The sequence below is a fragment of the Pseudomonas sp. B28(2017) genome, from assembly GCF_002113025.1.
Classification (GTDB): Bacteria; Pseudomonadota; Gammaproteobacteria; order Pseudomonadales; family Pseudomonadaceae; genus Aquipseudomonas.
In genome coordinates, this window is sequence record NZ_NEJH01000001.1 from 560,135 (window position 1) to 585,659 (window position 25,525).

Annotated in this window: 20 protein-coding genes; 10 read left to right on the forward strand and 10 right to left on the reverse strand. The window is 61.6% G+C overall.

Annotated elements, in window-relative coordinates:
- Window positions 1-44: 44 nt before the first annotated feature.
- The 9 genes from CAF65_RS02660 (at window position 45) to CAF65_RS02695 (ending at window position 6,891) form a co-directional block, all read left to right on the forward strand.
- A complete protein-coding gene (locus tag CAF65_RS02660; protein ID WP_085714886.1) occupies window positions 45-1,352 on the forward strand; it encodes an MFS transporter in 1,308 nt (435 codons plus the stop codon).
- Between the two features lie 71 nt (window positions 1,353-1,423).
- Window positions 1,424-2,416: an AraD1 family protein gene (gene araD1 / locus CAF65_RS02665; RefSeq protein WP_085714887.1), complete on the forward strand. Its 993-nt coding sequence runs from the start codon at window positions 1,424-1,426 to the stop codon at window positions 2,414-2,416.
- A gap of 10 nt (window positions 2,417-2,426) precedes the next feature.
- A complete protein-coding gene (locus CAF65_RS02670; RefSeq protein ID WP_085714888.1) occupies window positions 2,427-4,007 on the forward strand; it encodes an aldehyde dehydrogenase (NADP(+)) in 1,581 nt (526 codons plus the stop codon).
- Between the two features lie 121 nt (window positions 4,008-4,128).
- Window positions 4,129-4,467, forward strand: a complete 339-nt coding sequence (locus CAF65_RS02675; protein WP_085714889.1) for a DUF5629 family protein — start codon at window positions 4,129-4,131, stop codon at window positions 4,465-4,467.
- A complete protein-coding gene (locus tag CAF65_RS02680) occupies window positions 4,460-5,629 on the forward strand; it encodes a lactonase family protein (protein ID WP_085714890.1) in 1,170 nt (389 codons plus the stop codon). The genes CAF65_RS02675 and CAF65_RS02680 overlap by 8 nt, the downstream gene beginning before the upstream one ends.
- A 156-nt stretch (window positions 5,630-5,785) precedes the next feature.
- Window positions 5,786-5,965 carry a hypothetical protein gene (locus tag CAF65_RS02685; protein ID WP_007979950.1) on the forward strand — a complete coding sequence of 60 codons (180 nt, stop codon included), beginning with the start codon at window positions 5,786-5,788 and terminating at the stop codon, window positions 5,963-5,965.
- A gap of 218 nt (window positions 5,966-6,183) precedes the next feature.
- The gene (locus CAF65_RS28635; RefSeq protein ID WP_256578588.1) at window positions 6,184-6,309 is read left to right on the forward strand and encodes a hypothetical protein; all 126 of its coding nucleotides are present in this window, start codon (window positions 6,184-6,186) and stop codon (window positions 6,307-6,309) included.
- A gap of 115 nt (window positions 6,310-6,424) precedes the next feature.
- Window positions 6,425-6,637, forward strand: a complete 213-nt coding sequence (locus CAF65_RS02690) for a hypothetical protein (RefSeq protein WP_085714891.1) — start codon at window positions 6,425-6,427, stop codon at window positions 6,635-6,637.
- Window positions 6,634-6,891, forward strand: a complete 258-nt coding sequence (locus CAF65_RS02695) for a hypothetical protein (protein WP_085714892.1) — start codon at window positions 6,634-6,636, stop codon at window positions 6,889-6,891. Before CAF65_RS02690 ends, CAF65_RS02695 begins: the two co-directional genes overlap by 4 nt.
- Window positions 6,892-7,004: 113 nt before the next feature.
- On the opposite strand, the gene CAF65_RS02700 is transcribed toward CAF65_RS02695, so the two are convergent.
- From CAF65_RS02700 to CAF65_RS02745, 10 genes are all read right to left on the reverse strand, one after another.
- Window positions 7,005-7,601, reverse strand: a complete 597-nt coding sequence (locus tag CAF65_RS02700) for a glutathione S-transferase (protein WP_085714893.1) — start codon at window positions 7,599-7,601, stop codon at window positions 7,005-7,007.
- Window positions 7,598-11,239, reverse strand: a complete 3,642-nt coding sequence (locus CAF65_RS02705; RefSeq protein WP_085714894.1) for an AAA family ATPase — start codon at window positions 11,237-11,239, stop codon at window positions 7,598-7,600. The genes CAF65_RS02700 and CAF65_RS02705 overlap by 4 nt, the downstream gene beginning before the upstream one ends.
- Entirely contained in the window at window positions 11,236-12,480 is a 1,245-nt protein-coding gene (locus tag CAF65_RS02710) for an exonuclease SbcCD subunit D C-terminal domain-containing protein (RefSeq protein WP_085714895.1), read from the reverse strand. The genes CAF65_RS02705 and CAF65_RS02710 overlap by 4 nt, the downstream gene beginning before the upstream one ends.
- 147 nt (window positions 12,481-12,627) lie before the next feature.
- Window positions 12,628-14,277 carry a BatD family protein gene (locus CAF65_RS02715; RefSeq protein ID WP_085714896.1) on the reverse strand — a complete coding sequence of 550 codons (1,650 nt, stop codon included), beginning with the start codon at window positions 14,275-14,277 and terminating at the stop codon, window positions 12,628-12,630.
- Entirely contained in the window at window positions 14,274-16,007 is a 1,734-nt protein-coding gene (locus tag CAF65_RS02720; protein WP_085714897.1) for a tetratricopeptide repeat protein, read from the reverse strand. Before CAF65_RS02720 ends, CAF65_RS02715 begins: the two co-directional genes overlap by 4 nt.
- The gene (locus tag CAF65_RS02725; protein ID WP_085714898.1) at window positions 16,004-17,086 is read right to left on the reverse strand and encodes a VWA domain-containing protein; all 1,083 of its coding nucleotides are present in this window, start codon (window positions 17,084-17,086) and stop codon (window positions 16,004-16,006) included. The genes CAF65_RS02720 and CAF65_RS02725 overlap by 4 nt, the downstream gene beginning before the upstream one ends.
- Window positions 17,079-17,573 carry a DUF4381 domain-containing protein gene (locus tag CAF65_RS02730; RefSeq protein ID WP_085714899.1) on the reverse strand — a complete coding sequence of 165 codons (495 nt, stop codon included), beginning with the start codon at window positions 17,571-17,573 and terminating at the stop codon, window positions 17,079-17,081. The genes CAF65_RS02725 and CAF65_RS02730 overlap by 8 nt, the downstream gene beginning before the upstream one ends.
- Window positions 17,570-18,514 (reverse strand): DUF58 domain-containing protein, encoded by a 945-nt coding sequence (locus CAF65_RS02735; protein ID WP_085714900.1) that lies wholly within the window; start codon window positions 18,512-18,514, stop codon window positions 17,570-17,572. Before CAF65_RS02735 ends, CAF65_RS02730 begins: the two co-directional genes overlap by 4 nt.
- Window positions 18,515-18,519: 5 nt before the next feature.
- Window positions 18,520-19,479: a MoxR family ATPase gene (locus CAF65_RS02740; protein WP_007994509.1), complete on the reverse strand. Its 960-nt coding sequence runs from the start codon at window positions 19,477-19,479 to the stop codon at window positions 18,520-18,522.
- Between the two features lie 213 nt (window positions 19,480-19,692).
- Window positions 19,693-20,046, reverse strand: coding sequence for a hypothetical protein (locus tag CAF65_RS02745; protein ID WP_085714901.1), 354 nt, complete (start codon window positions 20,044-20,046; stop codon window positions 19,693-19,695).
- Window positions 20,047-20,550: 504 nt separating this feature from the next.
- On the opposite strand from CAF65_RS02745, the gene CAF65_RS02750 reads away from it, so the two are divergent.
- A complete protein-coding gene (locus tag CAF65_RS02750) occupies window positions 20,551-25,443 on the forward strand; it encodes an NAD-glutamate dehydrogenase (RefSeq protein ID WP_085714902.1) in 4,893 nt (1,630 codons plus the stop codon).
- Window positions 25,444-25,525: the final 82 nt, after the last annotated feature.

Below are 25,525 nucleotides of genomic sequence, written 5' to 3' on the forward strand. Positions count from 1 at the left end.
CGTCCCCCGAGGTTCCATAACAACAACAATCGGAGACCGATCTCATGAGCCAGGAACTGCGGCTTATCCGCCGCATCACGCTGAAACTGATTCCCTTCCTGATCCTGCTGTACCTGATCGCCTATGTGGACCGCTCCGCCGTGGGGTTCGCCAAGCTGCGCATGGGCGCCGACATCGGCCTGGGTGACGCGGCTTACGGCCTGGGTGCAGGGTTGTTCTTCATTGGATACTTCCTGCTGGAAATCCCCAGCAACCTGATGCTCGATCGCTTCGGTGCCCGGCGCTGGTTTGCGCGAATCATGGTCACCTGGGGCGCCATCACCATTGGCATGGCGTTTGTTCAGGGGCCGAGCAGCTTCTATGTGATGCGCTTTTTGCTCGGCGCCGCCGAGGCCGGGTTCTTCCCTGGCGTTCTCTACTACATCACCCAATGGTTCCCGGTGCGCCATCGCGGCAAGATCCTCGGCCTGTTCATCCTGTCGCAACCCATTGCGATGATGATCACCGGCCCGGTATCCGGTGGCTTGCTGGGCATGGACGGTGTATTGGGGCTGCACGGCTGGCAGTGGCTATTCATCGTCATTGGCACCCCGGCGATCCTGTTGACCTGGCCGGTGCTGCGTTACCTGCCGGACAGCCCGCAACAAGTGAAGTGGATGGACCAGGCGGAAAAGGACTGGCTGAGTGGCGAGCTGAAAAAGGATCTGGACGCGTACGGCCAGACCCGCCATGGCAATCCGTTGCACGCCCTCAAGGACAAACGCGTCCTGCTGTTGGCGCTGTTCTACCTGCCGGTGACCCTGAGCATCTATGGCCTGGGTTTGTGGCTGCCGACCTTGATCAAACAGTTCGGTGGCAGCGATCTGGTGACCGGTTTCGTTTCCGCGGTGCCGTACATCTTCGGGATCATCGGCCTGCTGATCATTCCACGCAGTTCCGACCGCTTGAACGACCGCTACGGCCATCTCGCCGTGCTTTACGTGCTGGGTGCGATTGGCCTGTTCCTCAGCGCCTGGCTGTCGGTGCCCGTGCTGCAACTGGCAGCGTTGTGCCTGGTGGCATTCGCACTGTTCTCCTGCACGGCGGTGTTCTGGACCTTGCCGGGCCGCTTCTTTGCCGGCGCCAGTGCGGCGGCGGGGATCGCCTTGATCAACTCGGTGGGCAACCTCGGTGGCTACCTTGGCCCATTCGTGATCGGCGCACTCAAGGAGTACACCGGCAACCTGGCTTCGGGCCTGTACTTCCTGTCTGGCGTGATGGTGTTCGGGCTGGTGTTGACCGGCGTCGTCTATCGCCTGCTGGAACGCAAACACGTCCTGCCAGCCGATCAATTTGCAGCAAGTGCACGCTAATCCAATGTAGGAGCGAGCAGGCTCACTCCTACAAGGATCTGCGGTGTTTTTGAAGGAGTAGGAGAAAATTCATGCGTTTGGTTCAGTTCGAATTGAGTAACGGCGAGCGCCGTGTCGGCGTTGTCGAGGCGGGCCTGGTCCGTGAAGTGCAGGACGCACGCACGGTTCGCGATCTGGCATTGGCGGCGATCGAGGCGGGCGCCAGCCTTGAGCAACAGGTGCAAGGTCTGGGGCTGGGCATCAGCCATGACTATGCCGAGCTGCTGACGAAACGGCGCATCCTACCGCCGCTGGATCATCCGGACCCGGCGCACATGCTGATCAGCGGCACAGGCCTGACCCATCTGGGCAGCGCGTCGGCCCGGGACAAGATGCATCAGCAAAGTGGCGACGAAGCGGCGATGACCGACACCATGCGCATCTTCAAATGGGGCGTGGAGGGCGGCAAACCGGCAGCGGGTGAAGCCGGTGTGCAACCGGAATGGTTCTACAAGGGCGACGGGAGCATTGTCGTCAGGCCGGGCCAACCCTTTGCGCTGCCGCCGTTCGCCGAAGACGCCGGTGAAGAGCCCGAGATCAGTGGCCTGTACGTGATCGGACATGACGGCAAACCGTATCGCCTGGGCTTTGCCGTGGGTAACGAATTTTCCGATCACGTCATGGAACGCAAGAGTTACCTGTATCTGGCTCATTCGAAACTGCGCAGTTGCAGCTATGGCCCGGAATTGCGAGTCGGCGAACTGCCGCAGCATCTGGCGGGCACCAGCCGCATCCTGCGCGACGGCGAAGTGCTGTGGCAGAACGAGTTTCTCAGTGGCGAGGCGAACATGTGTCACAGCCTCGCCAACCTGGAATTCCATCATTTCAAGTACAGCCAGTTCCTGCGCCCGGGGGATGTGCACATTCACTTCTTCGGCACCGCGACCTTGTCCTTTGCCGAGGGCATCCGCACGCAACCGGGTGACGTGTTCGAAATCACCCAGGCTGAATTCGGCGCGCCATTGATCAACGGCATCGCACCGGTCTCAGCGGCTTTCGAACCCGGCACCGTCGGCACATTGTGAGGATTTACCCATGACCCGGATTCTTGGTCACAACTACATCGGCGGCCAGCGCAGCGCTGCCGGCGGCGTCAAGTTGCAGAGTGTCGATGCGACAACGGGCGAGGCTTTGCCCGATGATTTTTATCAGGCGACACCGCAGGAAGTCGATGCCGCGGCCACTGCGGCGGCGCTCGCGTATCCTGCCTATCGCAGCCTGAGCGCCGAACGGCGGGCGCAGTTTCTCGATGCCATTGCCGATGAGCTGGATGCCCTCAGTGATGATTTTGTCGCTGTGGTCTGCCGCGAAACGGCGTTGCCCACAGGCCGGATTCAAGGCGAACGAGGACGTACCAGCGGCCAGATGCGCCTGTTTGCCAAAGTCTTGCGTCGCGGTGATTTCTATGGCGCACGGATCGACCGGGCATTACCTGCGCGTCAACCGTTGCCGCGTCCAGACCTGCGTCAATACCGTATCGGCCTCGGGCCGGTGGCTGTGTTCGGTGCCAGCAACTTTCCATTGGCGTTCTCCACCGCCGGCGGCGATACCGCATCGGCGCTGGCAGCCGGGTGCCCGGTGGTGTTCAAGGCCCACAGCGGTCACATGGCCACGGCCGAGCAGGTGGCCGACGCAATCATTCGCGCTGCCGGGAAAACCGGCATGCCGGCGGGCGTGTTCAACATGATCTACGGCGCGGGTGTCGGCGAAGCACTGGTCAAGCACCCGGCGATTCAGGCCGTGGGTTTCACCGGTTCGCTCAAGGGCGGTCGAGCCTTGTGCGACATGGCCGCGGCACGTGCGCAACCGATTCCGGTGTTCGCCGAGATGTCGAGCATCAACCCGGTGATCGTGTTGCCCGAGGCGTTGCAGGCGCGGGCGGACACGATCGCTCGGGACCTCACGGCGTCGGTGGTCCAGGGCTGCGGGCAGTTCTGCACCAATCCCGGTTTGGTGATTGGCATTCGCTCTGCGTCGTTCAGCGCATTTGTGCAGCAAGTGGCCGGGTTGATGGGGGATCAGCCGGCGCAAACCATGCTCAACGCCGGAACCTTGAGCAGCTATGGCCAAGGCGTGCAAAAACTGCTCGCGCATCCCGGCATCAAGCACCTGGCCGGTCATCCGCAGCAGGGCAACCAGGCGCAGCCGCAGTTGTTCAAGGCCGATGTCAGTCTGCTGATCGACGGCGATGAAGTGCTGCAGGAGGAAGTGTTCGGTCCGACCACGGTGGTGGTTGAAGTGGCCGATCATGCGCAACTGATGGCGGCCTTGAACGGCTTGCACGGCCAATTGACCGCGACCCTCATTGGCGAGCCGACGGACTTCGAAGAGTTCACCGGGCTGACGGCGATGCTGGAACAGAAGGTCGGGCGAATCCTGCTCAATGGCTATCCGACTGGCGTGGAGGTCTGTGATTCGATGGTCCACGGCGGGCCTTACCCGGCAACGTCCGATGCGCGTGGTACGTCGGTGGGCACACTGGCCATCGATCGTTTCCTGCGGCCGGTATGCTTCCAGAACTACCCCGACAATCTGCTGCCGGATGCGCTGAAGAACGGCAATCCGCTGCGTATCCAGCGGCTGGTGGATGGCCAGCCATCGCGTGACGTGCTCTAACGGCTACACACAAATCCCTGTGGGAGCGGGCTTGCTCGCGATAGCGGCAGTCCAGTCAATGCAGATGTTGACTGGCAGTCCGCCATCGCGAGCAAGCTCGCTCCCACAGAGGACGTGGTGCATGAGCTATCATTGCGGTTTTCCCATCCAAAGATTGACTGCCATGACTGCCGCAACCGACACCCTGCTCAATGCCCTCGAACACTGTGGAATGGTGGAAATCGATGGGCTGCATGCCTTCGAATTCGCCCTCGATGTCGATGACAACCTGCATATCGAATGCATGGACGGCCGCGCGGCCAAGCACTGGGAGTTCACCCCGGCGCAGGTTCAGGCTGCGACATACGACACCTCACTGCAAAGCTGGTTGATCACCAATGATTCTGGCGAACACCGGCTGGTCTGCCTGGGCGACGTCGTCAGCGGTGACAACGATGACGATGAACCTGAGGATGAATAAACTCTGGCCGCTGTTGATGGCCGGCAGTATCGGTGCGATGGGGGGGCGGGCTGCGTCCGCCGACGACTATCAGCTGCTCGTGGGCTCCTACACCGCCGGTCAGAGCCAGGGCATCTACCGCCTGGCTTTCGACAGCCGCACCGGGCAGATCGATGCCAGGCCCCTGCAAGTGATCAAAAGCGAGAACCCGTCGTGGCTGACCCTGTCGAAGGACCAGCGACGCCTGTTCGTGGTCAATGAAAACGGCCCGGGCCAGGCCGATCCGGTAGGGCGCGTCAGCAGTTACTCGATTGATCCCAAGACCCATGCGCTGAGCCTGATCAGTCAGGTACAAAGCCTTGGCAACGAGCCGACCCATTCCAGTCTCAGCGCCGATGGCAGCCATCTGTTTGTCAGCAATTACTCGGTGGCCGAAGACCCGGGCGGCACCCTCGCGGTATTGCCGGTGGCGGCCGATGGCAAGCTCAAACCGGTGGTGCAGATGAGCAGCCACCCGGCAAGCCGGGTCAATCCCGAGCGCCAGGCTTCGGCGCATGTGCATTCGACGATCCCGTCGCCGGACGGCAGATACGTGTTCTCCAACGACCTGGGCGCCGACAGGGTGTTTGCCTACCGCTTCGACCCCAAGGCCAACCCGGAACTGCCATTGACCCCGGCAACCCCGGCATTCGTGCAGCTGCCGCCTGGTAGCGGACCCCGTCATCTGCTGTTCAGCGCCGATGGCAAACACGCCTGGCTGACCATGGAAATGAGCGCCCAGGTGGCAGTGTTCGACTACCACGACGGCCGACTCGAGCAGACGCAGATGGTCGATCTGGCCGCCGGGCAACCGGTCTCAGACAAGGCTGCGGCGGCATTGCATGCCTCGGCCGACGGCAAATACCTCTACGTCAGCAACCGTGGCACGGCCAATCAGCTGCTGGTGTTTGCCATCGATCCGGCCACCGGCCACCTCAACGAGCTGCAACGCCGGGCGGTGGAGGGCGATCATCCGCGGGAATTCAGCCTCGATCCTAGCGGCAGATTCCTGTTGATCGCCAACCAGAAGAGCAACCAGATTGTCGTCGTCGAACGCGACGCCAAAACCGGTTTGCTGGGCAAGACCCTGCAAAAACTGCCGATGGACGCGCCGAGCGACCTCGGATTTTTGCTGCGTCAATAAGCCGCAGGCCCCGGTTAATGGGGCCTGCCTGCTTTTATCAATGACGCTGATATCTGGTAATGCTACAAAGCATTTCAAGGCATGAACCCTCGAGGGTTAAGTTTGCTTCACGGCCCCACCGGGCAAGCAAGCCAACTGAATCCGAGGAATACCGCCATGAACTTCAACATCTTCTCTGTCATCGCCGCATCCGCCATTTCTGCCACCGTTGCGCTGCCAGCCAGTGCCAACGTTGAAATCAGCGACAAAAAAGCCCACACCCAGAGCTACACCCAGAAGTACCTGCAACAGAGTGCCAACTTCTACGCCGCGCTGGACCACAAAACCCAAGCCTGAACGTTCACCCCTGCCTTTATGCAGGAGCGAAGTCACTGATGATCGAAGACCCTTGTGTGGAAAACCCGAGTGTCGAAAACGATCAGGGTGATGTCGCTCCTGCATAACGCATTTGCGACAGCATCAAATTGCTATTAATGTCGCGCTTGATATCACATCGCCATGAGTTTAAATTGACGCTGATTTTTTGACTCCCCCTCACGGCAAGGATCGGCAGCATGGTGACGCGTCTGGCATTGGTGCTTCTGTTTCTCTATTCCACCCCCATTTTGTCGGCAGCCGACCCCGTTTCGGGTGAGCCGGATGCTGGCCGCGAACGCTTGATGAGTTTTATTGAAGACTGAAATAGTCTGGCTTAATGATCAATGAGGCTGATGGTCACTATGGATAACCCTGAGTGGTTACCCAGGCTTTTTTGATCGATTCTGTGGGCATTGAAACATACCTGCGGAGAACATCATGGCCAGCGCAATTCTCACTTCTGCCAAACACGGCGCCTATGTGGCGATCGGTCTTTACCTTGCCATGGTGCTGGTGGTCAGCCTTTCAGCCCAGTCGCAATCCAATTTCGAAGCACCGATCCAGGTCGCTCATCCCGGCATCCAGTTTGAACACCGTGCGCAAAATGCGAGCGCTGATCAGGTTGAACTCGCAGGAGTCGTCGGCGCATGAAAGGGCACAGACTTTGGGTCATCGCCTTCCTGGCGTTCATGACCAACGGATCCTCCCTGTTGGGGATCGGGCAGGGCTCGGCGGGCTCGGTGGCTCGGGCTATCGAAGCCAACCACAACATTGCTCGCAACATCGAAAACGCCAATGCCCAAGGCATGCTGGCCGGCAATCCGCCGATCAGGAGTGAAGGTGTGGTTTTCGGCCCGTTCCAGGTCGATTGCTCGGCCATCGGCATGTGTGGGGTGCTGGCCTGAATCTTCGACACACCGCTAACCTTTTGTAGGCGCCAGCTTGCTGGCGATAGCGTATCAGGCACCACAGCGTCAACTGACGCACCATCGCCAGTAAGCTGGCTCCTACAGGGGGGTTATTTCTTCATGATTGATGTGAACAGGTCCGACGCCAAAAGCCGCTGTAGCCATGCCTGCAAGCGCAGGTAAGGCGTCTGCGCGAACCACTCGCGATCCACATGCGCAAACTGCCGTACGAATGGCATCAACGCCACATCCGCCAGACTTGGATGGTCCGCCAGCAAATAGTCACGTTCTTCCAGCAACTGATCCAGCCTGCGCAAGAACACCTCACCCTCGCTGCGATAAACCTCCATCGGCTGCTCGGGATAACGCTCGGCGTACTTGTAGCGATTCAGGTGCCCCTTGAACACCTGATCGTTCTGTTCGATCAGAGGGGCGATGTGTGCCGCCGCGTCAGGATCATCCTTGAGCAACCAGTCCTGCGGATCGTTCTGCGCCAGCGCCCAGCGCATGATGTCGAGGCTTTCGTCGATCACCCTGCCATCGGCGCTCAGTACCGGTACCGTGCCTTTGCCCGACAGCGCGAGCATCTCGGTGGGCTTGGCCTTCAGGCTGACCTCGACGATGTCCACGGCCACTCCCGAATAACGCAGGGCCATGCGTGCGCGCATGGCGTACGGGCAGCGGCGGAAGGAATACAGCGTGTTCATTTCACCTCCAGGGTGCTCAGGCCGTTGCCCTGGCGGCGGACCTGAATCTGCACCGGAATCCGTTCATGCATTTCCTGTACGTGGGAAATCACCGCGACCTTGCGGCCCTGGGCTTGCAAGCCGTCGAGGGCGTCCATGGCCAGTTGCAGGGATTCCGGATCGAGGCTGCCGAAGCCTTCGTCGATGAACAGCGATTCGATTTTCAGCGTGCTCGACGCCATCGACGCCAGACCGAGGGCCAGCGCCAGCGATACCAGGAAAGTCTCGCCACCGGACAGCGAATGCACCGAACGCAGTTCGTCGCCCATTTCGGTATCCATCACCAGCAACCCGAGCATGCTGCCGCCGCGCTTGAGGCGATAGCGGCGCACCAGTTGCCGCAATTGCACGTTGGCGTGGTGCACCAGCAGGTCGAGGTTGTAGGCCTGGGCGATCTTGCGGAAGGTGTCGCCGGTGGCGGAACCGATCAACGCATTCAAGCGTGCCCAGCGTTGATATTCGTTGTAGGCGTCGGCGATTTGCTGCGTCAGGGCCTGATTGGCGTGCTGCCGGCGCTGGTCCTCGGCCTGTTCGGCGCGCAGTTCGGCGCAGTGTTGCTCGCTGCTGGCCGCCAGGTTTTGCTGGTCGAGCAGTGCGGTGGCCAGTTGTCCGGCGTCAAGGTTGCCGTTGTGTTGCGCTTGATGATCGAGCAAGCGCTGATCCCGTTCCTGCAAAAGCACCCTGGTCTGCTCAATGGCTTTTTCGCTCTGCTGCAATTGTTGACGCAGTTCGCTGAGCTGTTGGTCGCTGACGCTCAACAGGTCTTGCAGTCCGCCGTCGTCCAGTTCTGGATGCTGCGCGCGCCAGGCAGCAATCCTGGCGCTCAGCTCGCGGTCTTCGCTTTCCAGGGCTTGCGCGCGTCCCTGTTGCGCCTTGAGTTCGGCGGCCAGTTGCACCAGCTCCGTGCGCACGCTTTGCAGTTCCTGATTGGCGGTTGCTTCGGCATTGCGTGCCTGCTCGACAGCTTGATCCAGTTGCTGTTGCCATTGTTCGGCGCTGGCGTGTTCGCCCAGCAGTTGCGTCAGCTTTTCCTGGCAAGCCTGTTGCTGCCCTGCCAGCGCGGTGAATTGCTGCTGCGCAGCGTCCAGTTGTTGGGCGCGGGTTTGCTGTTGGTACTGTTCTTTGTCCAGCGCCTGCTGGCGTTGTTGCTGTTCACCGAGTTCATCGCGCTGCTGCTCGAGTTGCTGCAGGCGCTGGGCGATCTGCCGGTCGAGCTGCATGAAGGTCGCGGCGGGTTCGTTGCGCAGCGCTTCCAGCGTCTCGGCTGGTAACAGGGTGCTGAACGCGCTCAGCTCTTCGTCCAGGCGTTGGCGATCGCTGCTCAACTCCCGTTGTTGGTCGAGCAGGTGTTGTGTCGCTTGTTGGTTCGCTGTTTCGGCGCTGCGCAGTTGCTGCGTCAGGCGCGCAGCATCCTGTTGCAGGGTGAGCAGGGCGGTTTGCCGTTGTTCGTCCTGTGCAATGCTCTGGTTCAACTGGCTGCTTTGTTGTGCCAGCCAGGTATCGCGCTTGTCCGCATCCTGGACCAACAGTTGAGCGGACAGCGGGTGCGCTTCAAGGCTCGGCGCCAGGCTTTGTTGTTGAGTCGCGAGCTGTTCTTGCTGTCGCAGCAATTCTTTTTGCTGGGCAATCAAGCCGCCGACTTCAGTGCGCAGATCGGTGAGTTTTTCCTTGAGCAGGTCCACGGCTTTCTGGGCATTGGCCTGTTCGCTTTCATCGTGCCGGCCGAGGCTTTGCAGCAAGGCTTCGGGCTGGTGATAAGGGTGGTCCGGGCTGCCACAAACCGGGCACGGCTGATCGTCCTGCAACTGCGCACGCAGTTCTTCGACGCTGGCACTGCGCGCCAGACGCTGACGTTCCAGCAATTGGCAGGTGACGGTCAGGGTCTGTTCGGCGACGGTCAGTTCGGCCTTGGTCTTCACACCGTCCTGGGTCAGACGATCACGCTCTTGCTGCGCCGCGAGCTGGCGCTGCTGTAACTCGGTGTCGAGCTTGTCCAGATCTTGCTGGCTGGCCCAAAGCCGCGCCAGCTCTTCAATGGCCCGCAGTTGCTTGCGGTTGTCCTGTAGCAGGCTGCCCAGAATACCGATCTGCTCGGCCACCGCTTCGGGCTCGGCGCCGGCCTCTTTGTACAGCACCTCAAGGTCATGACGCTGTGTGGTCAGTTCCTCGGTGGTGCGAGCGGCGTTTTGCTCCAGGGTGGCCAGCTCAACCTGGCCCTTGTTCAAGCGATTACCGATCAGCATCAGTTGTTGCAGACGATCACGGTAGGCGTTCCAGGCATCGCTCAGCGGTGCCAGATGAGTGCTCTGTTCAAGTTCACTGGCAATCCGTTGCAAGCGTTCGGCGACCTGCTTCTGCTGGTCGAGCAAACCCTGGATTGTGCTTTGCCCCTGAGTGCAGGCCAGTTCTGCCTGCTGCTTGAGGTCGGCGCTGAGGCTGGCATCCTTGACCAGATGGGCGAGGGTGCTTTGTTCTTCGAAGGCCTGACGCAACAGTGGTGCGCTGTGGCTGTGTTGGCTCTGTGCCGCGGCCAGTGCCATTTTTGCCGCGCTCAGGCTGTGTTCGAGCTGAGCCTGACGCGCGTTAAGTTCGGTTTGCTGTTGGATATGCTGTTGAATGTCTGCCGCCAGCGGTGTGAGCTGGGCGGTCAGTTCGGTCTTGCGCGCAAACTGGTGCCGTTGCGGGGCCAGTTGCTCCAGACGAGTCAGCTTCAAGCGCTCGCCGGTCAGGCTGTCCCAGTGTTGTTGGGCGGATTGCAGTTGTTCGGTGGCGCTCTGTTGCGCGTCCTGCAACTGCTGCAAGTCCTTGAGCCAGGTGTGTTGCAACTCCAACTGTTTGAGCTGCGCCTGGCGGGTTTTAAGTTGTTGCTGAGCTTCATTGAAACGCTCATCGAGCTCGGCTCGGGCTTCCGCCGACAGGGGCGTGACCCCGGTGGCCTGGTCCTGCAACAGCTTATGGGCTTCGCGCGCCTCCTTGGTCTTGTCGAAGGCCCGACGACCGAGACGCGTGTAGAGCGCGGTGTCAGTGAGTTTCTCCAGCAGCTCGCTGCGGTCGTTGTCGTCGGCCTTGAGGAATGCGCTGAACTCGCTTTGCGCCAGCAGCACGGCGCGGGTGAACTGCTCGAAGTTCAGCCCCAGGGCGGCTTCGAGCTGAGTCTTGTATTCGCCTTTCTGGCTGGCGAGCAATTGATCCTGATCGATGTCACGCAAGCTCTGGCGGCTGGCCTGCAGCTTGCCGGCGGCCCTGTCCCGTGCGCGATTGGCTTCCCAGCGGGCGCGGTAACGACGGCCGTCGACACCGACGAAATCCACTTCCGCATAACCTTCACCCGTGCCGCGACGCAGCAGGGTCCGCGGGTCACCCGTGCCGATTTCGCCGTCGGCGTCCGGCACCTTGGCGTCGCGGCCGGTGTTGTTCAGGCGTGGTACGCTGCCAAACAGCGCCAGACACAGTGCATCGAGCAGGGTGCTTTTTCCAGCACCGGTGGGGCCGGTGATGGCGAACAGTCCGGCACTGGCCAGAGGGTCGGCGGTAAAGTCGATTTCAAACGGCCCGGCCAGTGAGGCGAGGTTCTTCAGACGGATCGCGAGGATTTTCATGGCTGTTCGCTCTCCATCTGCACGTCCTGCAACAGCTCGGCAAAGTCCTTGAGGGTCTGCTCGTCGACCTCGCTGCCGTAGTTGTCCTGCCAGGCGCGGCTGAACAGTTCCTGAGGCGTGAGCTGGTCCAGCTCGATCAGTGTGTTGCCATCCTCGACGCCGTCCCGGCTGCCGTTGCCGGCGTATTCCGCGGCGATGCGCACCAGGCGCACGGCCTTGCCCTGCAGGGCGGTTTCCACTTGATTGCGCAGGTCGGGCTGCGGTTCATCAAGGCGCACCCGAACCTCCAGCCACGGCTGGCGCTGGATGTCGGCCAACAGATCGATGTTCGGCAGATCCGCCAGTTGCAGCAGAACCTCGCTCAATGGCGCCGGGCCGATGCGTTGCAGGTTGACCGCGCGAGGGATCAGTTTCGGCTCGACGCTGACCAGGGTTTCGCCATCGAGCCTGATGTCGAGAATCTGGTGCTGATAGCTGATCTCGGAAAACGACAGCGGAATCGGCGAGCCACTGTAGCGGATGCGTTCTTCGCCGTTGACCTTCTGCGGTTTGTGCAAGTGACCGAGGGCAACGTAGCTGATGCTCGGCCCGAACAGGCTGGCGGGCAGGGCTTCGGCATTGCCGATGATCAGGCTGCGCTCGGAGTCTTCCGACACCGAACCGCCCGCCATGTGCGCGTGGCTGATGGCGATCAGCGCCTGGCCTTTCTTGCGCTTTGCGTTCGCCGCCTCGATCAGCCATTCATGGACCTGGCCAATGCCACGCAGGTAGTTGTCGCCCAGATGCGCGCCGGTAACTTCGGCGGGGCGCAGGAAGGGCAATGCCAGGCACCAGGCGACGGTTTTGCCCTTGGCGTCCGGCAGTGGCAACAGCAAGCGCTCGGCATCCAGTTGCCCGTCATCCAGCCACAGCACACGACCGAGCGCATGCGTGCGCAGGCGGCGCATCAACGGCGCGGGCAATTCGATCCGTGAGCCGGAGTCGTGGTTGCCGGCAATCATCACGATGGTCAGCAATGGCTGCTGCTCGTGGGCGCTGACAATGAAGTCGTAGAGGCGTTCCTGGGCTTTGACTGGCGGATTGACCGTGTCGAAGATATCGCCGGCGATCAACAGCACATCCGGCTGATCGAGCTTCAATTGACGCAGCAGCCAGTCGAGAAAACAGCCGTGTTCGAAATCGCGATCCTGGCCGTGCAGGTTCTGCCCGAGGTGCCAGTCGGAGGTGTGAAACAAGCGCAAGGCGGACTCCGCTACAAATTAGGAAATGGCCGCGTGAAAAATGAAGGCGGCGAAAGAGGGAGGAGAGTTTACTGGCAAAAATGCCCGGTCGCGCGATGGAATGTTTTGTGGAGAGGGAGCAAGCACCCTCGCCACAAGGATCGGTGTTTATTTCGGATAAAGCGGCGGCAGGCCACTGTCGCCAACCGGGTCCTGAACCCGTTCGGCAATCGGGATCGCCTTGATCGCCCGCCACAATTCATCACCTTGCCAATACTGGCCGGTTTCGCTGTACAGCGCGCCGTTCAGGCCGTCGAGGGCGTCGGACAGCGGTACGAAGCGGGCGGCCATGTCGGCCAGGGTTTCCGGTTGTTGGCGGGCCCAGGCGTCGAGGGCCTGGCGGGTGGCGTGGGAGTCGTTGGCCTGGCAGGCACGCTTGAGGTCGTCGAGCACGGTACGCGGGCTCGGGCCGGTTTGAGCGGCACGCATCACCGCCGGTTGCCAGCGGCCACGCCACCAGAGGCCGAAGCCGAGCAGGGTGGTGCAGGCCAGAATCAGGGTGCTGAGCTTCCAGTGCCAGAGCGCTTGGCTGTCGGCGCTGGCATCGACCGGTGAGGCGCCGGCCGGGGTGTCGGCCACCAGGCTCGGATTGGCCGCTGCGTGCAGCGTGCGCGCGGGCAGGCTGCTGTGCTCCAGATGGTCTTCGAAGGTGTTCCACCAGACTACGTCGACGGTGGGCAATTCGATGGCACCGGTCCGTGTCGGTACCAGGGCCTCGCGATCTTCACGACTGCCGACCAGGCCGCGTTCGCTGTTCTGGTTACCGAGCACTGGTTGGTCGGGGTAGCGGCGCAGACCGCCGACATCGGTGCCGGGTAGTGGTGGCAGCTGGGTGCTGGACAAGCCTTCGGCCGTCACCGTCAGGCTGCGGGTCAGTGAGTCACCAACCTGGGCATGATCCGGCTCCGGGTTCCAGCTTTCGCTCAGGGTCAGGCTGCGCGCAGGCAGCCAGGGGGCATCGGCCGGATAGGTGATGGGTTTGGCCTTGACCGTCAACAGCAGTTCGGCCGAGGTGACGCGCATCAGCTTGCCGGATTTCGGCCCCTGGGCAGTGTCCTGTACTGGTTGTGCATCGACCAGCGCGGCGTTGAAGACCTGCGCCGGAATGATCAGTTCGCCACTGTGTTGCGGGTAGATCGCGTAGCGCATCTCGATCACGCCATGACGCAGGCCGTCGATGTCTTTTTCGTAGGTGCGTGAGTCGCCCAATTGTTCGATGCGTGCATCAGGTATCTGCAAGGGGGGCAGGCTGCTGTCGTCGTACAGCGACACCGAATGGTAGATGCGCAGGGTCAATATCGCCTGGGCCTGAACGTACACGCTGGTTTGATCGAGGCTGGCATCAATGAACACCGCTGCCCGTTTGTTCGGGTTGTCCGGTGTCTCGCTCTCGACCACTTGCAGGGTGATCGGCTGGCTCTGCAGTTCACCCAGTTGCAGTGACGGAATCACCACGCTGCCGTTTTGCCGGGGCAGGAGGGTGACGATCCAGCGGGTGGTGGCCCGGTTTTCGCCGCTGAGGGTGTTCAGCTGGTTGACCTGGCGTGTGCCGCGTACTTCGAACAACGGCTCCAGCGGTGTCATGTCGGGTTTGCCGAACTGTGTCACGTCGGTGGATTCCAGGGTCAGCTCGACCGTCTCGCCTGAGCTCAGGCGACTGCGGTCCACACTGGCGACCAGCTCTGCTGCCTGCGCCTGAACGGTGCAGAACAACAGGCCATGCAGCAGCGCGAGCAATACAACGGTGAAGCGGGTCATCGAGTTTTTTCCTGATCCTGATGTTGTTGCTGTTCGTACCAGAATTTGCGCCGCAGCAGCTCACCAGGGTCATCCGGGATCTGCCGCAACCACTGCTCCAGTACCTGACGCTGTTCACCTTCGATGCTGTCGGTGGCCGGGCGCAAGGGCGGCGTCGTGTGTTGCTCGTCACCCAATTCACTGCCCGGAACTTCGTTGGTTCCGGGCTTGAGTGGCGACGTGGGCGGATGCCTGGTGTCGGCGCCAGCCTGCGGTTCTTGCGCCTGCGGCTCGCCGCCGTCCGAAGGCTGCGTCGTGGCACCGGGCGGTGTTTGCTGCTCAGTGGCCAGGGGTTCCTCGCTTCTGGCAGGCTCCGGGGCGGGTGGGTTGTTTTTCTGCTTGAGCAACTCTTCCACCAGCGCCTTGTTAGTCAGTGCCGGGCGCAAGTCCGGTTGGCGTTCCAGTGCCTGTTCGTAGGCGTCCAGGGCGGCCTCCAGCTCACCACTTTTGGCCAGGGCGTTGCCCCGATTGTAGTGGGCATGGGCATCGTTGCCCTCGGCAAACCGCTCGGCGGCACCCGCGTAGTCTCCGGCTTCATAGAGCGCCAAGCCTTGCCACTGATGGTCTTCGAAGCGCCGCGCGGCCTCGGCCGGACGCTTGAGCTTGAGTAACTGCACGCCTTGCTGATCAGGTCGCAGCCAAAGATCTGCGAGGTCGAAGGCGTAGCCGGGTTGCGGCAGCACCAATAGCAGTGGCAGGCAGAGCAGCCAACCGCGACGTCCCGCGCAGGCCGCGAGCAGCAACAGTGGCAGCAGCAGCCAGTAACCCTGATCGGCCCAGGTGTCGAGGCGCAGCGTCTGGCCGTCATTGCGCAAGTGACGCGGACCGTCGAGCAGGCCAAGGGCGCGCAGGTCGCTGTCGTCCAGGCGTGCGTGGCGATAGCGTCCGTCGAGGTCGCGGGCAAAGCCTTTCAGGCTGGGCTCGTCCAGGCGCGGTACGAGGATTGCGCCTTGTTCGTCCTTGAGGAAGCTGCCGTCTTCCTGGGTGATCGGCGAGCCTTCGGCGGTGCCGATGCCGAGCATCAGCCATTGCGTCGATTTGCCCGCCATGGCGCGGCGAATCCCCAGGTGTTCGTCTTCCGTCAGGGACGAGCCGATCAGCAGGATCCGCCCGTCACCGAGCGCGGCCTGATCCAGCAGGGCCAGGGCCTTGACTACCGCCAGGTCGGCGCGGTGGCCGGCCTCTGGCATCAGTGACGGCTTGAGGGCATCGAGCAGGTTGCGGCTGGTGGACAGGTCATCGGAGAGCGGCACCAGCGTATGCGCGCTGCCGGCGTAGACGACGATCGCCGTCTGGGCATCGCTGCGAATTTGCAGCAGATCGAACAGCTTGCGCCGGGCCTGTTCCAGGCGATTGGGCGCGACGTCGGTGGCGAGCATTTCCGGGGTCAGTTCAAGAATCACCACCAACGGGTCGGCGGGCTTCTGGCTGGTTTGCTCGACGCGTTCCCAGCTCGGGCCCAGCAGCGCGAGCACGGTCAACAGCCACGCTACGCCGAGCGCGACCCAGGGCAATTTACTGTCGCGACCACTGCCACCGCTGAGCAGTGCCGCGTGAAAGGCTGGAGGTAGAATCATCTGCCAGCGTCCGGCGCGCTTCTTGCGGTGCCACAGTTGCCAGAGCAACCAGCCAAGCGCCGGCAGCAACAGTAGCCACCAGGGGCGGAACCAGTAGGGCCACAGGGCACTCATCGACGCCTCCGCAGGCGCAGGCGTTTGAGACGCTGGCGCCAGTCAGGCAACACTTGGGTTTGCAAAAACAGATCCTTGGTAAACAGGCGTTGCAACGGGTTGTCCGGCCAGAGTACAGGGGCCACCAGCAGCATGCTCAACAGCAGTGCCAGCGCCAGGGGCCATTGATACAGCGCCTGGGCCGGACGGGCCTGGGTCGGTTGCTGGGCCACGGGTTCCAGTTGATCGAGGGTTACCTTGATCGATTGCAGTTCCTTGCCATCGTGGGCGCGGAAATATTGGCCACCAGTGGCTTCGGCAATGGCTTTCAGGGACGGCTCGTCCAGGTCCAGGCTCGGATTGACGCCAAGAAAGCCGACCGTGCCACTTTGCTCCGGATCGGCACCGATGCCGATCGGGTATATTTTCACATCCTCCCTGGCCGCCAGTCGGGCGGCGGTGAGCGGATCGATCTCACCGGCATTATTGGCCCCGTCGGTGACCAGAATCAGTACGCGGCTCTGCGCCGGACGTTGGCGCAGGCGTTTGAGGGCAAGGCCGATGGCATCGCCGATGGCGGTGTTTTTGCCGGCAATGCCGATGCGTGCTTCATCGAGCCAGACGCGCACGGTGTGGCGGTCGAAGGTCAGTGGCGCTTGCACGTAGGCCTGGCTACCGAACAGGATCAGGCCGACCCGGTCACCCTCGCGACTTTCGAGAAAGTCTCCGAGCAGATGCTGGACCAGCGAAAGGCGACTGACGTCTTCGTCCTGCCACTGCATGTCGGGAAAATCCATGGAGCCCGAAACGTCCACTGCGACCAGCAAGTCGCGGCCACTGGCGGCGATCGGTAATGGTTCACCCAGCCACTGCGGGCGAGCGGCGGCCATCAGCAGCAGCAGCCACAGCAGAATGAATGGCGACTGTTGGCGCCAGGCCGGCAGATTGGCGCGGGCGCGGCGGCCGGCGAGGCCTTCCAGATCGCTTAGAAAACTGACCTTGAGCGCCGGTTCGCCACTGTCGGCGACCGGCAAGACGAGGCGCATCAACCACGGCAAGGGCAACAGGGCGAAGATCCACGGCCAGGCGAACTCAAACATGCTTTCGAATCCATGTGTCGACGGCCTGGGTCAGGCCGGCGATGGCCTTGTCATCGAGTTTGCATTCGGGTTTGTAGACACCTTCCACGAGCACCATCCAGCGGGTCAGGCCGGCTGCCGGGCAGCGGTTGTCGAGAAACGCCAGCCACTGGCGCCCGTTGAGGGTATGGCTCTGACTGTAGGGATAGTGGTTGCGGCACAGGCGCTTGAGCAAGCCGTTGAGTTGCTGCAGCCAGGCACCGGCCGGCGCGCCGTCGTAGGGCTTGGGCATCAGCGCCAATTCGGCCAGTGCGGCCAGGCGAACCGGGTCCAGCGGCTGTTCGGCACGCACCACGGGGCGCTTGCGAGGAATGAAGCGCCGCAGGTTCCACAGCCCGTAACCAAGTAGCGGCAGCAACAGCAGCAATATCCACCAACCCGGCGCGGGCGGCCAAAAGTCGATCGGTGGCGGAGAAATCAGCGGTTGCAGTTGTTCCAGTCCGTTCATCGACCTTTCCCCGGCTTCTGTGGGTTCAGGTATTCGCGCAGTTGTTCGACCATCTCGCTCTGGGTGCTCAAGGGCATCAGCAAGACGCCCAGTTTCTGTGCGAGCAGCTCCCAGCGAGCAATGCGTGCTTCGGCCAGGGCCCGGTAAGTCTGGCGCAGGTCGAAATTCAGGGTGTCGAGCTCCAGTTGCGCACCACGTTCGGCGAAACGTAAAAGGCCGGCGGCGGGCAGGGCATGATCCAGCGGATCGGACAACGGCAGCAGCAACAGGTCGCAATGGCGGGATAACAGGCTCAGCTGTTGCTCGGCGCTTTCCGAAAGGGAGCGTTCGTCGCAGATCACCACCACCAGGCTGCCCGGGCGTGACACTTCCCGGGCGCGGCGCAGGGCGATGCCGAAGGCGTCACGGTCCGGCTCGATATCGCTATTGAGCGACTGATTGACCCGCACCAGCCGATTGAGCAACTGCAGCAGGCTTTGCTTGCTGCGCCGAGGCTTGATTTCGTAGTGCTCATTGTTGCCATACACCAGCCCGCCGACCCGATCGTTGTGGCCCAGGGCTGCCCAACCGATCAGGCTCGCGGCCTGTGCGGCGAGCACTGACTTGAACATCTGGCCCGAGCCGAAAAACAACCGGCGGCTTTGTTCGACCATGATGAAAATCGGCCGCTCGCGTTCTTCGTGGAACAGCTTGGTGTGGGGCTCCTGGGTGCGTGCAGTCACGCGCCAGTCAATGGTGCGCACATCGTCGCCGGCCTGATAGACCCGCACCTGGTCGAAGTCGACGCCACGGCCGCGCAATTTGGAGTGGTGCAGGCCAATCAGCGGGCTGCGCTGGCTCGGCGTGGAAAACAGCTGCACTTCGCGCACACGATGGCGCATCTCGATCAGGTCGGCGAGGCTGACACGGATGCCCGGCTCGGGCGGCAGGCTGACGTTCATCGGGGTCAAGCGACGGCTACGACGTCGAGAATCCGCTGGACCACCCGGTCCTGATCGATGCCGGCGGCTTCGGCTTCAAAGGAAAGAATGATGCGATGGCGCAGCACGTCGAACAGCACGGCCTGGATATCTTCCGGGCTGACGAAATCACGCCCGGCCAGCCAGGCGTGGGCACGGGCGCAGCGGTCCAGGGCAATCGAACCACGCGGGCTGGCGCCGTAGGCGATCCACTCGGCCATCTCCGGATCGAACTTGGCCGGGGTGCGGGTGGCCATGACCAGTTGCACCAGGTATTCCTCCACGGCGTCGGCCATGTACAAACCGAGGATTTCCTTGCGCGCTGCAAAAATCGTCTGTTGGGTAACCCGACGCTCAGGCTTTGCTTCGCCGTTCAGGGCTTCTCCACGGGCTTGCTGCAGAATCCGACGTTCAACAGTGGCATCGGGAAAGCCGATTTTCACGTGCATCAGGAACCGGTCAAGCTGGGCTTCGGGCAGCGGATAGGTACCTTCCTGCTCGATGGGGTTTTGCGTGGCCATCACCAGGAACAGCGGCGACAGCTCATAGGTGCTGCGTCCGACACTGACTTGCCGCTCCCCCATGGCTTCGAGCAAGGCCGACTGAACCTTGGCAGGAGCGCGGTTGATTTCGTCCGCCAGCACCAGGTTATGGAAGATAGGGCCTTGCTGGAACACGAAACTGCCGGTTTCCGGGCGGTAGATTTCTGTACCGGTAATGTCGGCCGGCAACAGGTCAGGAGTGAACTGGATGCGGTGGAACTGGGCTTCGATGCCCTCGGCGAGTTCTTTGATGGCCTTGGTCTTGGCCAGGCCAGGGGCACCCTCGACCAGCATGTGGCCGTCGGCCAGCAGCGCGATGAGCAAGCGCTCGATGAGTTTTTCCTGGCCGAGAATCTGCGTTGAAAGAAAGGTTCGCAGCGCGAGCAGCGCTTCACGATGTTCCATCGATGACTGTTCCTGCAAAAGGGTGGCCGAGGACGTTCGAAATGCGCCAGGGCCGGGGGCGTTACTTTAATCCATCGCGGGGGGCGGCGACTAACGGCATTTTGTGCAAAGTGCAGGAAATGATGGGCAAAGTTGCTGGAGGTTTGCACTGCTCGTTGGCTGGCGGTGTTTCTCCGGGCCTCTTCACGAGCAGGCCGGCACAGCTGTTGAAGTCTAGAGCAGGCGGATATAAGTGCCAGTGCCTTTAAGAATGTTCTGCAAGGTCTCTTCTACTTCAGCCAGATCGGTCATGTCGGCATCAAAGGTGATCTCCAGCACATCATCCCCATTCAGCGCATCAGCATCAGCCGCCGCTATCTCGATCTTCAGCAGTGCAGGGCCGAGCGTGACCTTCACGCCGTCAAGGGTCGAGGGTTCTCCGTCTAGGGTGATTTCCAGTTCATCTTCATCCGGGTAACGGCTCATCAGGAACATTTCGCCCTTGTCGCTGTGGCAGCAGAGCATGGCCATGTTGTCTTCTTCGTCGTCACAAGGGTTGACGATCAAGAGGGCGGTTTTCATTTTCATGGGAAATTCCTGGCCCGACGGGCGTGGTAAAAGCAACAAAAAGCGATTCTGCCAGCCCGCGAGCATTTCTGCTCGTCCGAGTGTCGATGACCGGGTCGTGAACGGGCAGAGTGTTACTGGTCATTTCTGGTACGCATGCCCCGTAAAACCGGATGGAAAACCGTCATTTTTCTGTGCGGGTGCTAGTGTTGTTCGATGCGCATGCCTTGAGCTGCGTGCCGATGACCGAATATGTCGCAGCATTGCAAGCATGGGCCTTGCCGCACTCGTTAAGCTGCGCAACGGATGAGCACCTGTAAAGGCATTGCGCTGAAGGCAGCCCAGTCGTTTTTGCAGATGCCCATTCATGGAAGGTGAATGTGACCCGAGTGTCTCGTCCAGCTTCACCCACCTGTCGCCCTGTTTCCTCTGCCCGAGAATCAGGAACCGGGTGACGGGTAGCCCCGAAAAGGGGTTTTGCACGCGACGCTTCCATCAATAACAATCCCAAGCGGAGTACCACAGATGGCGTTCTTCACCGCAGCCAGCAAAGCCGACTTCCAGCACCAACTGCAAGCGGCACTGGCGCAGCACATCAGTGAACAGGCACTGCCACAAGTGGCGCTGTTCGCTGAACAATTCTTCGGCATCATTTCCCTGGACGAGCTGACCCAGCGTCGGTTGTCCGATCTCGCTGGCTGTACCCTTTCTGCATGGCGTCTGCTTGAGCGCTTCGATCACGCGCAACCGCAAGTGCGCGTTTTCAACCCCGATTACGAACGCCACGGCTGGCAGTCGACCCACACGGCGGTCGAAGTTCTGCACCACGACCTGCCATTCCTGGTGGACTCGGTGCGTACCGAGCTCAATCGTCGCGGCTACAGCATCCATACCCTGCAAACCACCGTGCTGAGCGTGCGTCGTGGCGCCAAGGGCGAGCTGTTGGAAATCCTGCCGAAGGGCACCCAGGGCGACGACATTCTGCAAGAGTCGTTGATGTACCTGGAAATCGACCGCTGCGCCAACACCGCCGAGCTTACTGTCCTGAGCAAAGAGCTGGAGCAGGTGCTCGGTGAAGTTCGCGTTGCCGTCGGCGATTTCGAGCCGATGAAGGCCAAGGTCCAGGACATCCTGACCAAGCTGGACAACAGCCAGTTCGCCATCGACGCCGACGAGAAGAGCGAAATCAAGAGTTTCCTGGAATGGCTGGTAGGTAATCACTTCACCTTCCTCGGCTACGAAGAGTTCGTGGTCAGCGACGAAGCCGATGGCGGCCACATCGTTTATGACAAGGATTCCTTCCTTGGCCTGACCAAGCTGCTGCGTGCCGGCCTGACCTACGACGACCTGCGCATCGAAGATTACGCCGTGAACTACCTGCGCGAACCGACCCTGTTGTCGTTCGCCAAGGCCGCGCACCCAAGCCGTGTACACCGTCCGGCTTACCCGGATTACGTGTCGATCCGCGAAATCGATGCCAACGGCAAGGTCATCAAGGAATGCCGTTTCATGGGGCTGTACACCTCGTCGGTGTATGGCGAGAGCGTGCGGGTGATCCCGTACATCCGCCGCAAGGTCGAGGAAATCGAACGCCGCTCCGGCTTCCAGGCCAAGGCTCACCTGGGCAAGGAACTGGCGCAGGTGCTCGAAGTGTTGCCGCGCGACGATCTGTTCCAGACCCCGGTGGACGAGCTGTTCAGCACCGTGATGTCGATCGTGCAGATCCAGGAACGCAACAAGATTCGCGTGTTCCTGCGCAAGGACCCGTACGGCCGTTTCTGCTACTGCCTGGCCTACGTGCCGCGTGACATCTATTCCACCGAAGTGCGCCAGAAGATCCAGCAAGTACTGATGGATCGCCTGAAGGCTACCGATTGCGAGTTCTGGACCTTCTTCTCCGAGTCCGTGCTGGCCCGCGTGCAGTTGATCCTGCGAGTCGACCCGAAAAACCGCCTCGACATCGACCCGCTGCTGCTGGAAAAAGAAGTGGTGCAGGCCTGCCGCAGCTGGCAGGACGATTACGCCGCCCTGACCATCGAAAGCTTCGGCGAAGCCCACGGTACCAACGTGCTGGCTGATTTCCCGAAAGGCTTCCCGGCCGGTTACCGCGAACGTTTCGCAGCCCACTCGGCTGTGGTCGACATGCAGCACCTGTTGAGCCTGAACGAAAAAAATCCGCTGGTGATGAGCTTCTACCAGCCGCTGGGCCAGGTTTCCGGCCAGCGCATGCTGCACTGCAAGCTGTATCACGCCGATACCCCGTTGGCGTTGTCCGACGTCCTGCCGATCCTGGAAAACCTTGGCCTGCGCGTGCTGGGCGAGTTCCCGTATCGCCTGCGTCACAATAGTGGTCGCGAGTTCTGGATTCACGACTTTGCGTTCACTGCCGCCGAGGGCCTGGAACTCGACATCCAACAGCTCAACGACACGCTGCAGGACGCCTTTGTCCACATCGTGCGTGGCGATGCCGAGAACGACGGGTTCAACCGTCTGGTACTGACCGCAGGCCTGCCATGGCGCGACGTTGCGCTGCTGCGTGCCTACGCCCGTTACATGAAGCAGATTCGTCTGGGCTTCGACCTGGGCTACATCGCCAGCACCCTGAACAACCACACCGACATCGCCCGCGAGCTGACGCGGTTGTTCAAGACCCGCTTCTACCTGGCGCGCAAGCTGTCCGGCGAAGACCTGGAAGACAAGCAGCAACGCCTGGAACACGCGATTCACAGCGCCCTGGACGACGTTCAGGTACTGAACGAAGACCGCATCCTGCGTCGCTACCTGGACCTGATCAAGGCCACCCTGCGCACCAACTTCTACCAGACCGATGCCAACGGCCATAACAAGTCGTACTTCAGCTTCAAGTTCAACCCGCACCTGATTCCCGAGCTGCCGAAGCCGGTACCGAAGTTCGAGATCTTCGTGTACTCGCCGCGCGTCGAAGGCGTGCACCTGCGCTTTGGCAACGTCGCTCGGGGCGGCCTGCGCTGGTCCGACCGTGAAGAAGACTTCCGTACCGAAGTCCTGGGCCTGGTAAAAGCCCAGCAAGTGAAGAACTCGGTCATCGTGCCGGTGGGTGCGAAGGGCGGCTTCCTGCCGCGTCGCCTGCCACTGGGCGGCAGCCGTGACGAGATCGCGGCCGAGGGCATTGCCTGCTACCGCATCTTCATTTCGGGCCTGCTGGACATCACCGACAACCTGAAAGACGGCGCCCTGGTGCCGCCGGCCAACGTCGTGCGTCATGACGACGATGACCCGTACCTGGTAGTGGCCGCTGACAAAGGCACCGCGACCTTCTCCGACATCGCCAACGGCATCGCCATCGACTACGGCTTCTGGCTGGGTGATGCGTTTGCGTCCGGCGGTTCGGCCGGTTACGACCACAAGAAAATGGGCATCACCGCCAAGGGCGCGTGGGTCGGCGTACAGCGCCACTTCCGCGAGCGCGGCATCAATGTCCAGGAAGACAGCATCACCGTGGTCGGTATCGGCGACATGGCCGGTGACGTGTTCGGTAACGGCTTGCTGATGTCCGACAAGCTGCAACTGGTCGCAGCGTTCAACCATCTGCACATTTTCATCGACCCGAATCCGGATCCGGCATCGAGCTTCGCCGAGCGTCAGCGCCTGTTCGACCTGCCGCGTTCGGCCTGGTCGGATTACGACACCAGCATCATGTCCGAAGGCGGCGGCATCTTCTCGCGTAGCGCGAAGAGCATCGCGATCTCCCCGCAGATGCAAGAGCGCTTCGACATCGAAGCCGACAAGCTGACCCCGACCGAACTGCTGAATGCCTTGCTCAAGGCGCCGGTTGATCTGCTGTGGAACGGCGGTATCGGTACTTACGTCAAAGCCAGCAGCGAAAGCCACGCCGATGTCGGCGACAAGGCCAACGATGCACTGCGCGTGAACGGCAACGAACTGCGCTGCAAAGTGGTGGGCGAGGGCGGTAACCTCGGCATGACCCAACTGGGTCGTGTGGAATTCGGCCTCAATGGCGGCGGTTCCAACACCGACTTCATCGACAACGCCGGTGGCGTGGACTGCTCCGACCATGAAGTGAACATCAAGATCCTGCTCAACGAAGTGGTTCAGGCCGGCGACATGACCGCCAAGCAACGCAATGAGTTGCTGGCGAGCATGACCGACGAAGTCGGTGGCCTGGTGTTGGGCAACAACTACAAGCAGACTCAGGCCCTGTCCCTGGCCGCCCGTCGTGCCTTGCCGCGGATTGCCGAATACAAGCGCCTGATGAACGACCTGGAAGGTCGTGGCAAGCTGGATCGTGCCATTGAGTTCCTGCCGGCTGAAGACGCAATCACCGAGCGTATCGCTGAAGGCCATGGCCTGACCCGTCCGGAGCTGTCGGTGCTGATTTCGTACAGCAAGATCGACCTCAAGGAGCAGTTGCTGGGCTCCCTGGTGCCGGACGACGACTACCTGACCCGCGACATGGAAACCGCTTTCCCGCCGACCCTGGTGAGCAAGTTCTCCGCAGCGATGCGTCGTCACCGTCTGAAGCGCGAAATCGTCAGCACCCAGATCGCCAACGATCTGGTCAACCATATGGGCATCACCTTCGTTCAACGACTCAAAGAGTCGACCGGCATGAGCCCGGCGAACGTGGCCGGCGCCTACGTGATCGTGCGTGACATTTTCCACCTCCCGCACTGGTTCCGTCAGATTGAAAACCTGGACTACAAGGTTTCCGCCGACGTGCAACTGGAGCTGATGGACGAGCTGATGCGCCTGGGCCGTCGCGCTACGCGCTGGTTCCTGCGTGCCCGTCGCAACGAGCAGAACGCTGCCCGTGACGTCGCGCACTTCGGTCCGCATCTGGCGGCGCTGGGCCTCAAGCTCGACGAGCTGCTCAGTGGCGAGATCCGCGAAACCTGGCAGACCCGTTATCAGGCCTATGTCGAAGCCGGTGTGCCGGAGTTGTTGGCGCGCATGGTGGCTGGCACCACGCACCTGTATACGCTGCTGCCGATCATCGAGGCTTCCGACGTGACCGGCCAGGATCCTGCCGATGTGGCCAAGGCGTACTTCGCCGTGGGCAGTGCGCTGGACATCACCTGGTACCTGCAACAGATCAGCGCTCTGCCGGTTGAAAACAACTGGCAGGCCCTGGCCCGTGAAGCGTTCCGTGATGACGTCGACTGGCAGCAACGTGCGATCACCATCTCGGTCCTGCAACAGGGCAACGGCACCCAGGACGTCGAAACACGCCTGGAGCTGTGGATGGAGCAGTACGAAGGCATGATCGAACGCTGGCGCGCCATGCTGGTGGAAATCCGTGCCGCGAGCGGCACCGACTACGCCATGTACGCGGTGGCCAACCGCGAACTGCTGGACCTGGCGTTGAGCGGTCAAGCGGTGGTGTCTGCCGCTGCCGCCGCCGAGCTGGAACCGGCTTGATCAGGCGTTGAATGAAAAAACCCGCATCGAGAGATGCGGGTTTTTTTATGTCGGAGGTTTTTGTGGCGAGTGATCGGACGAA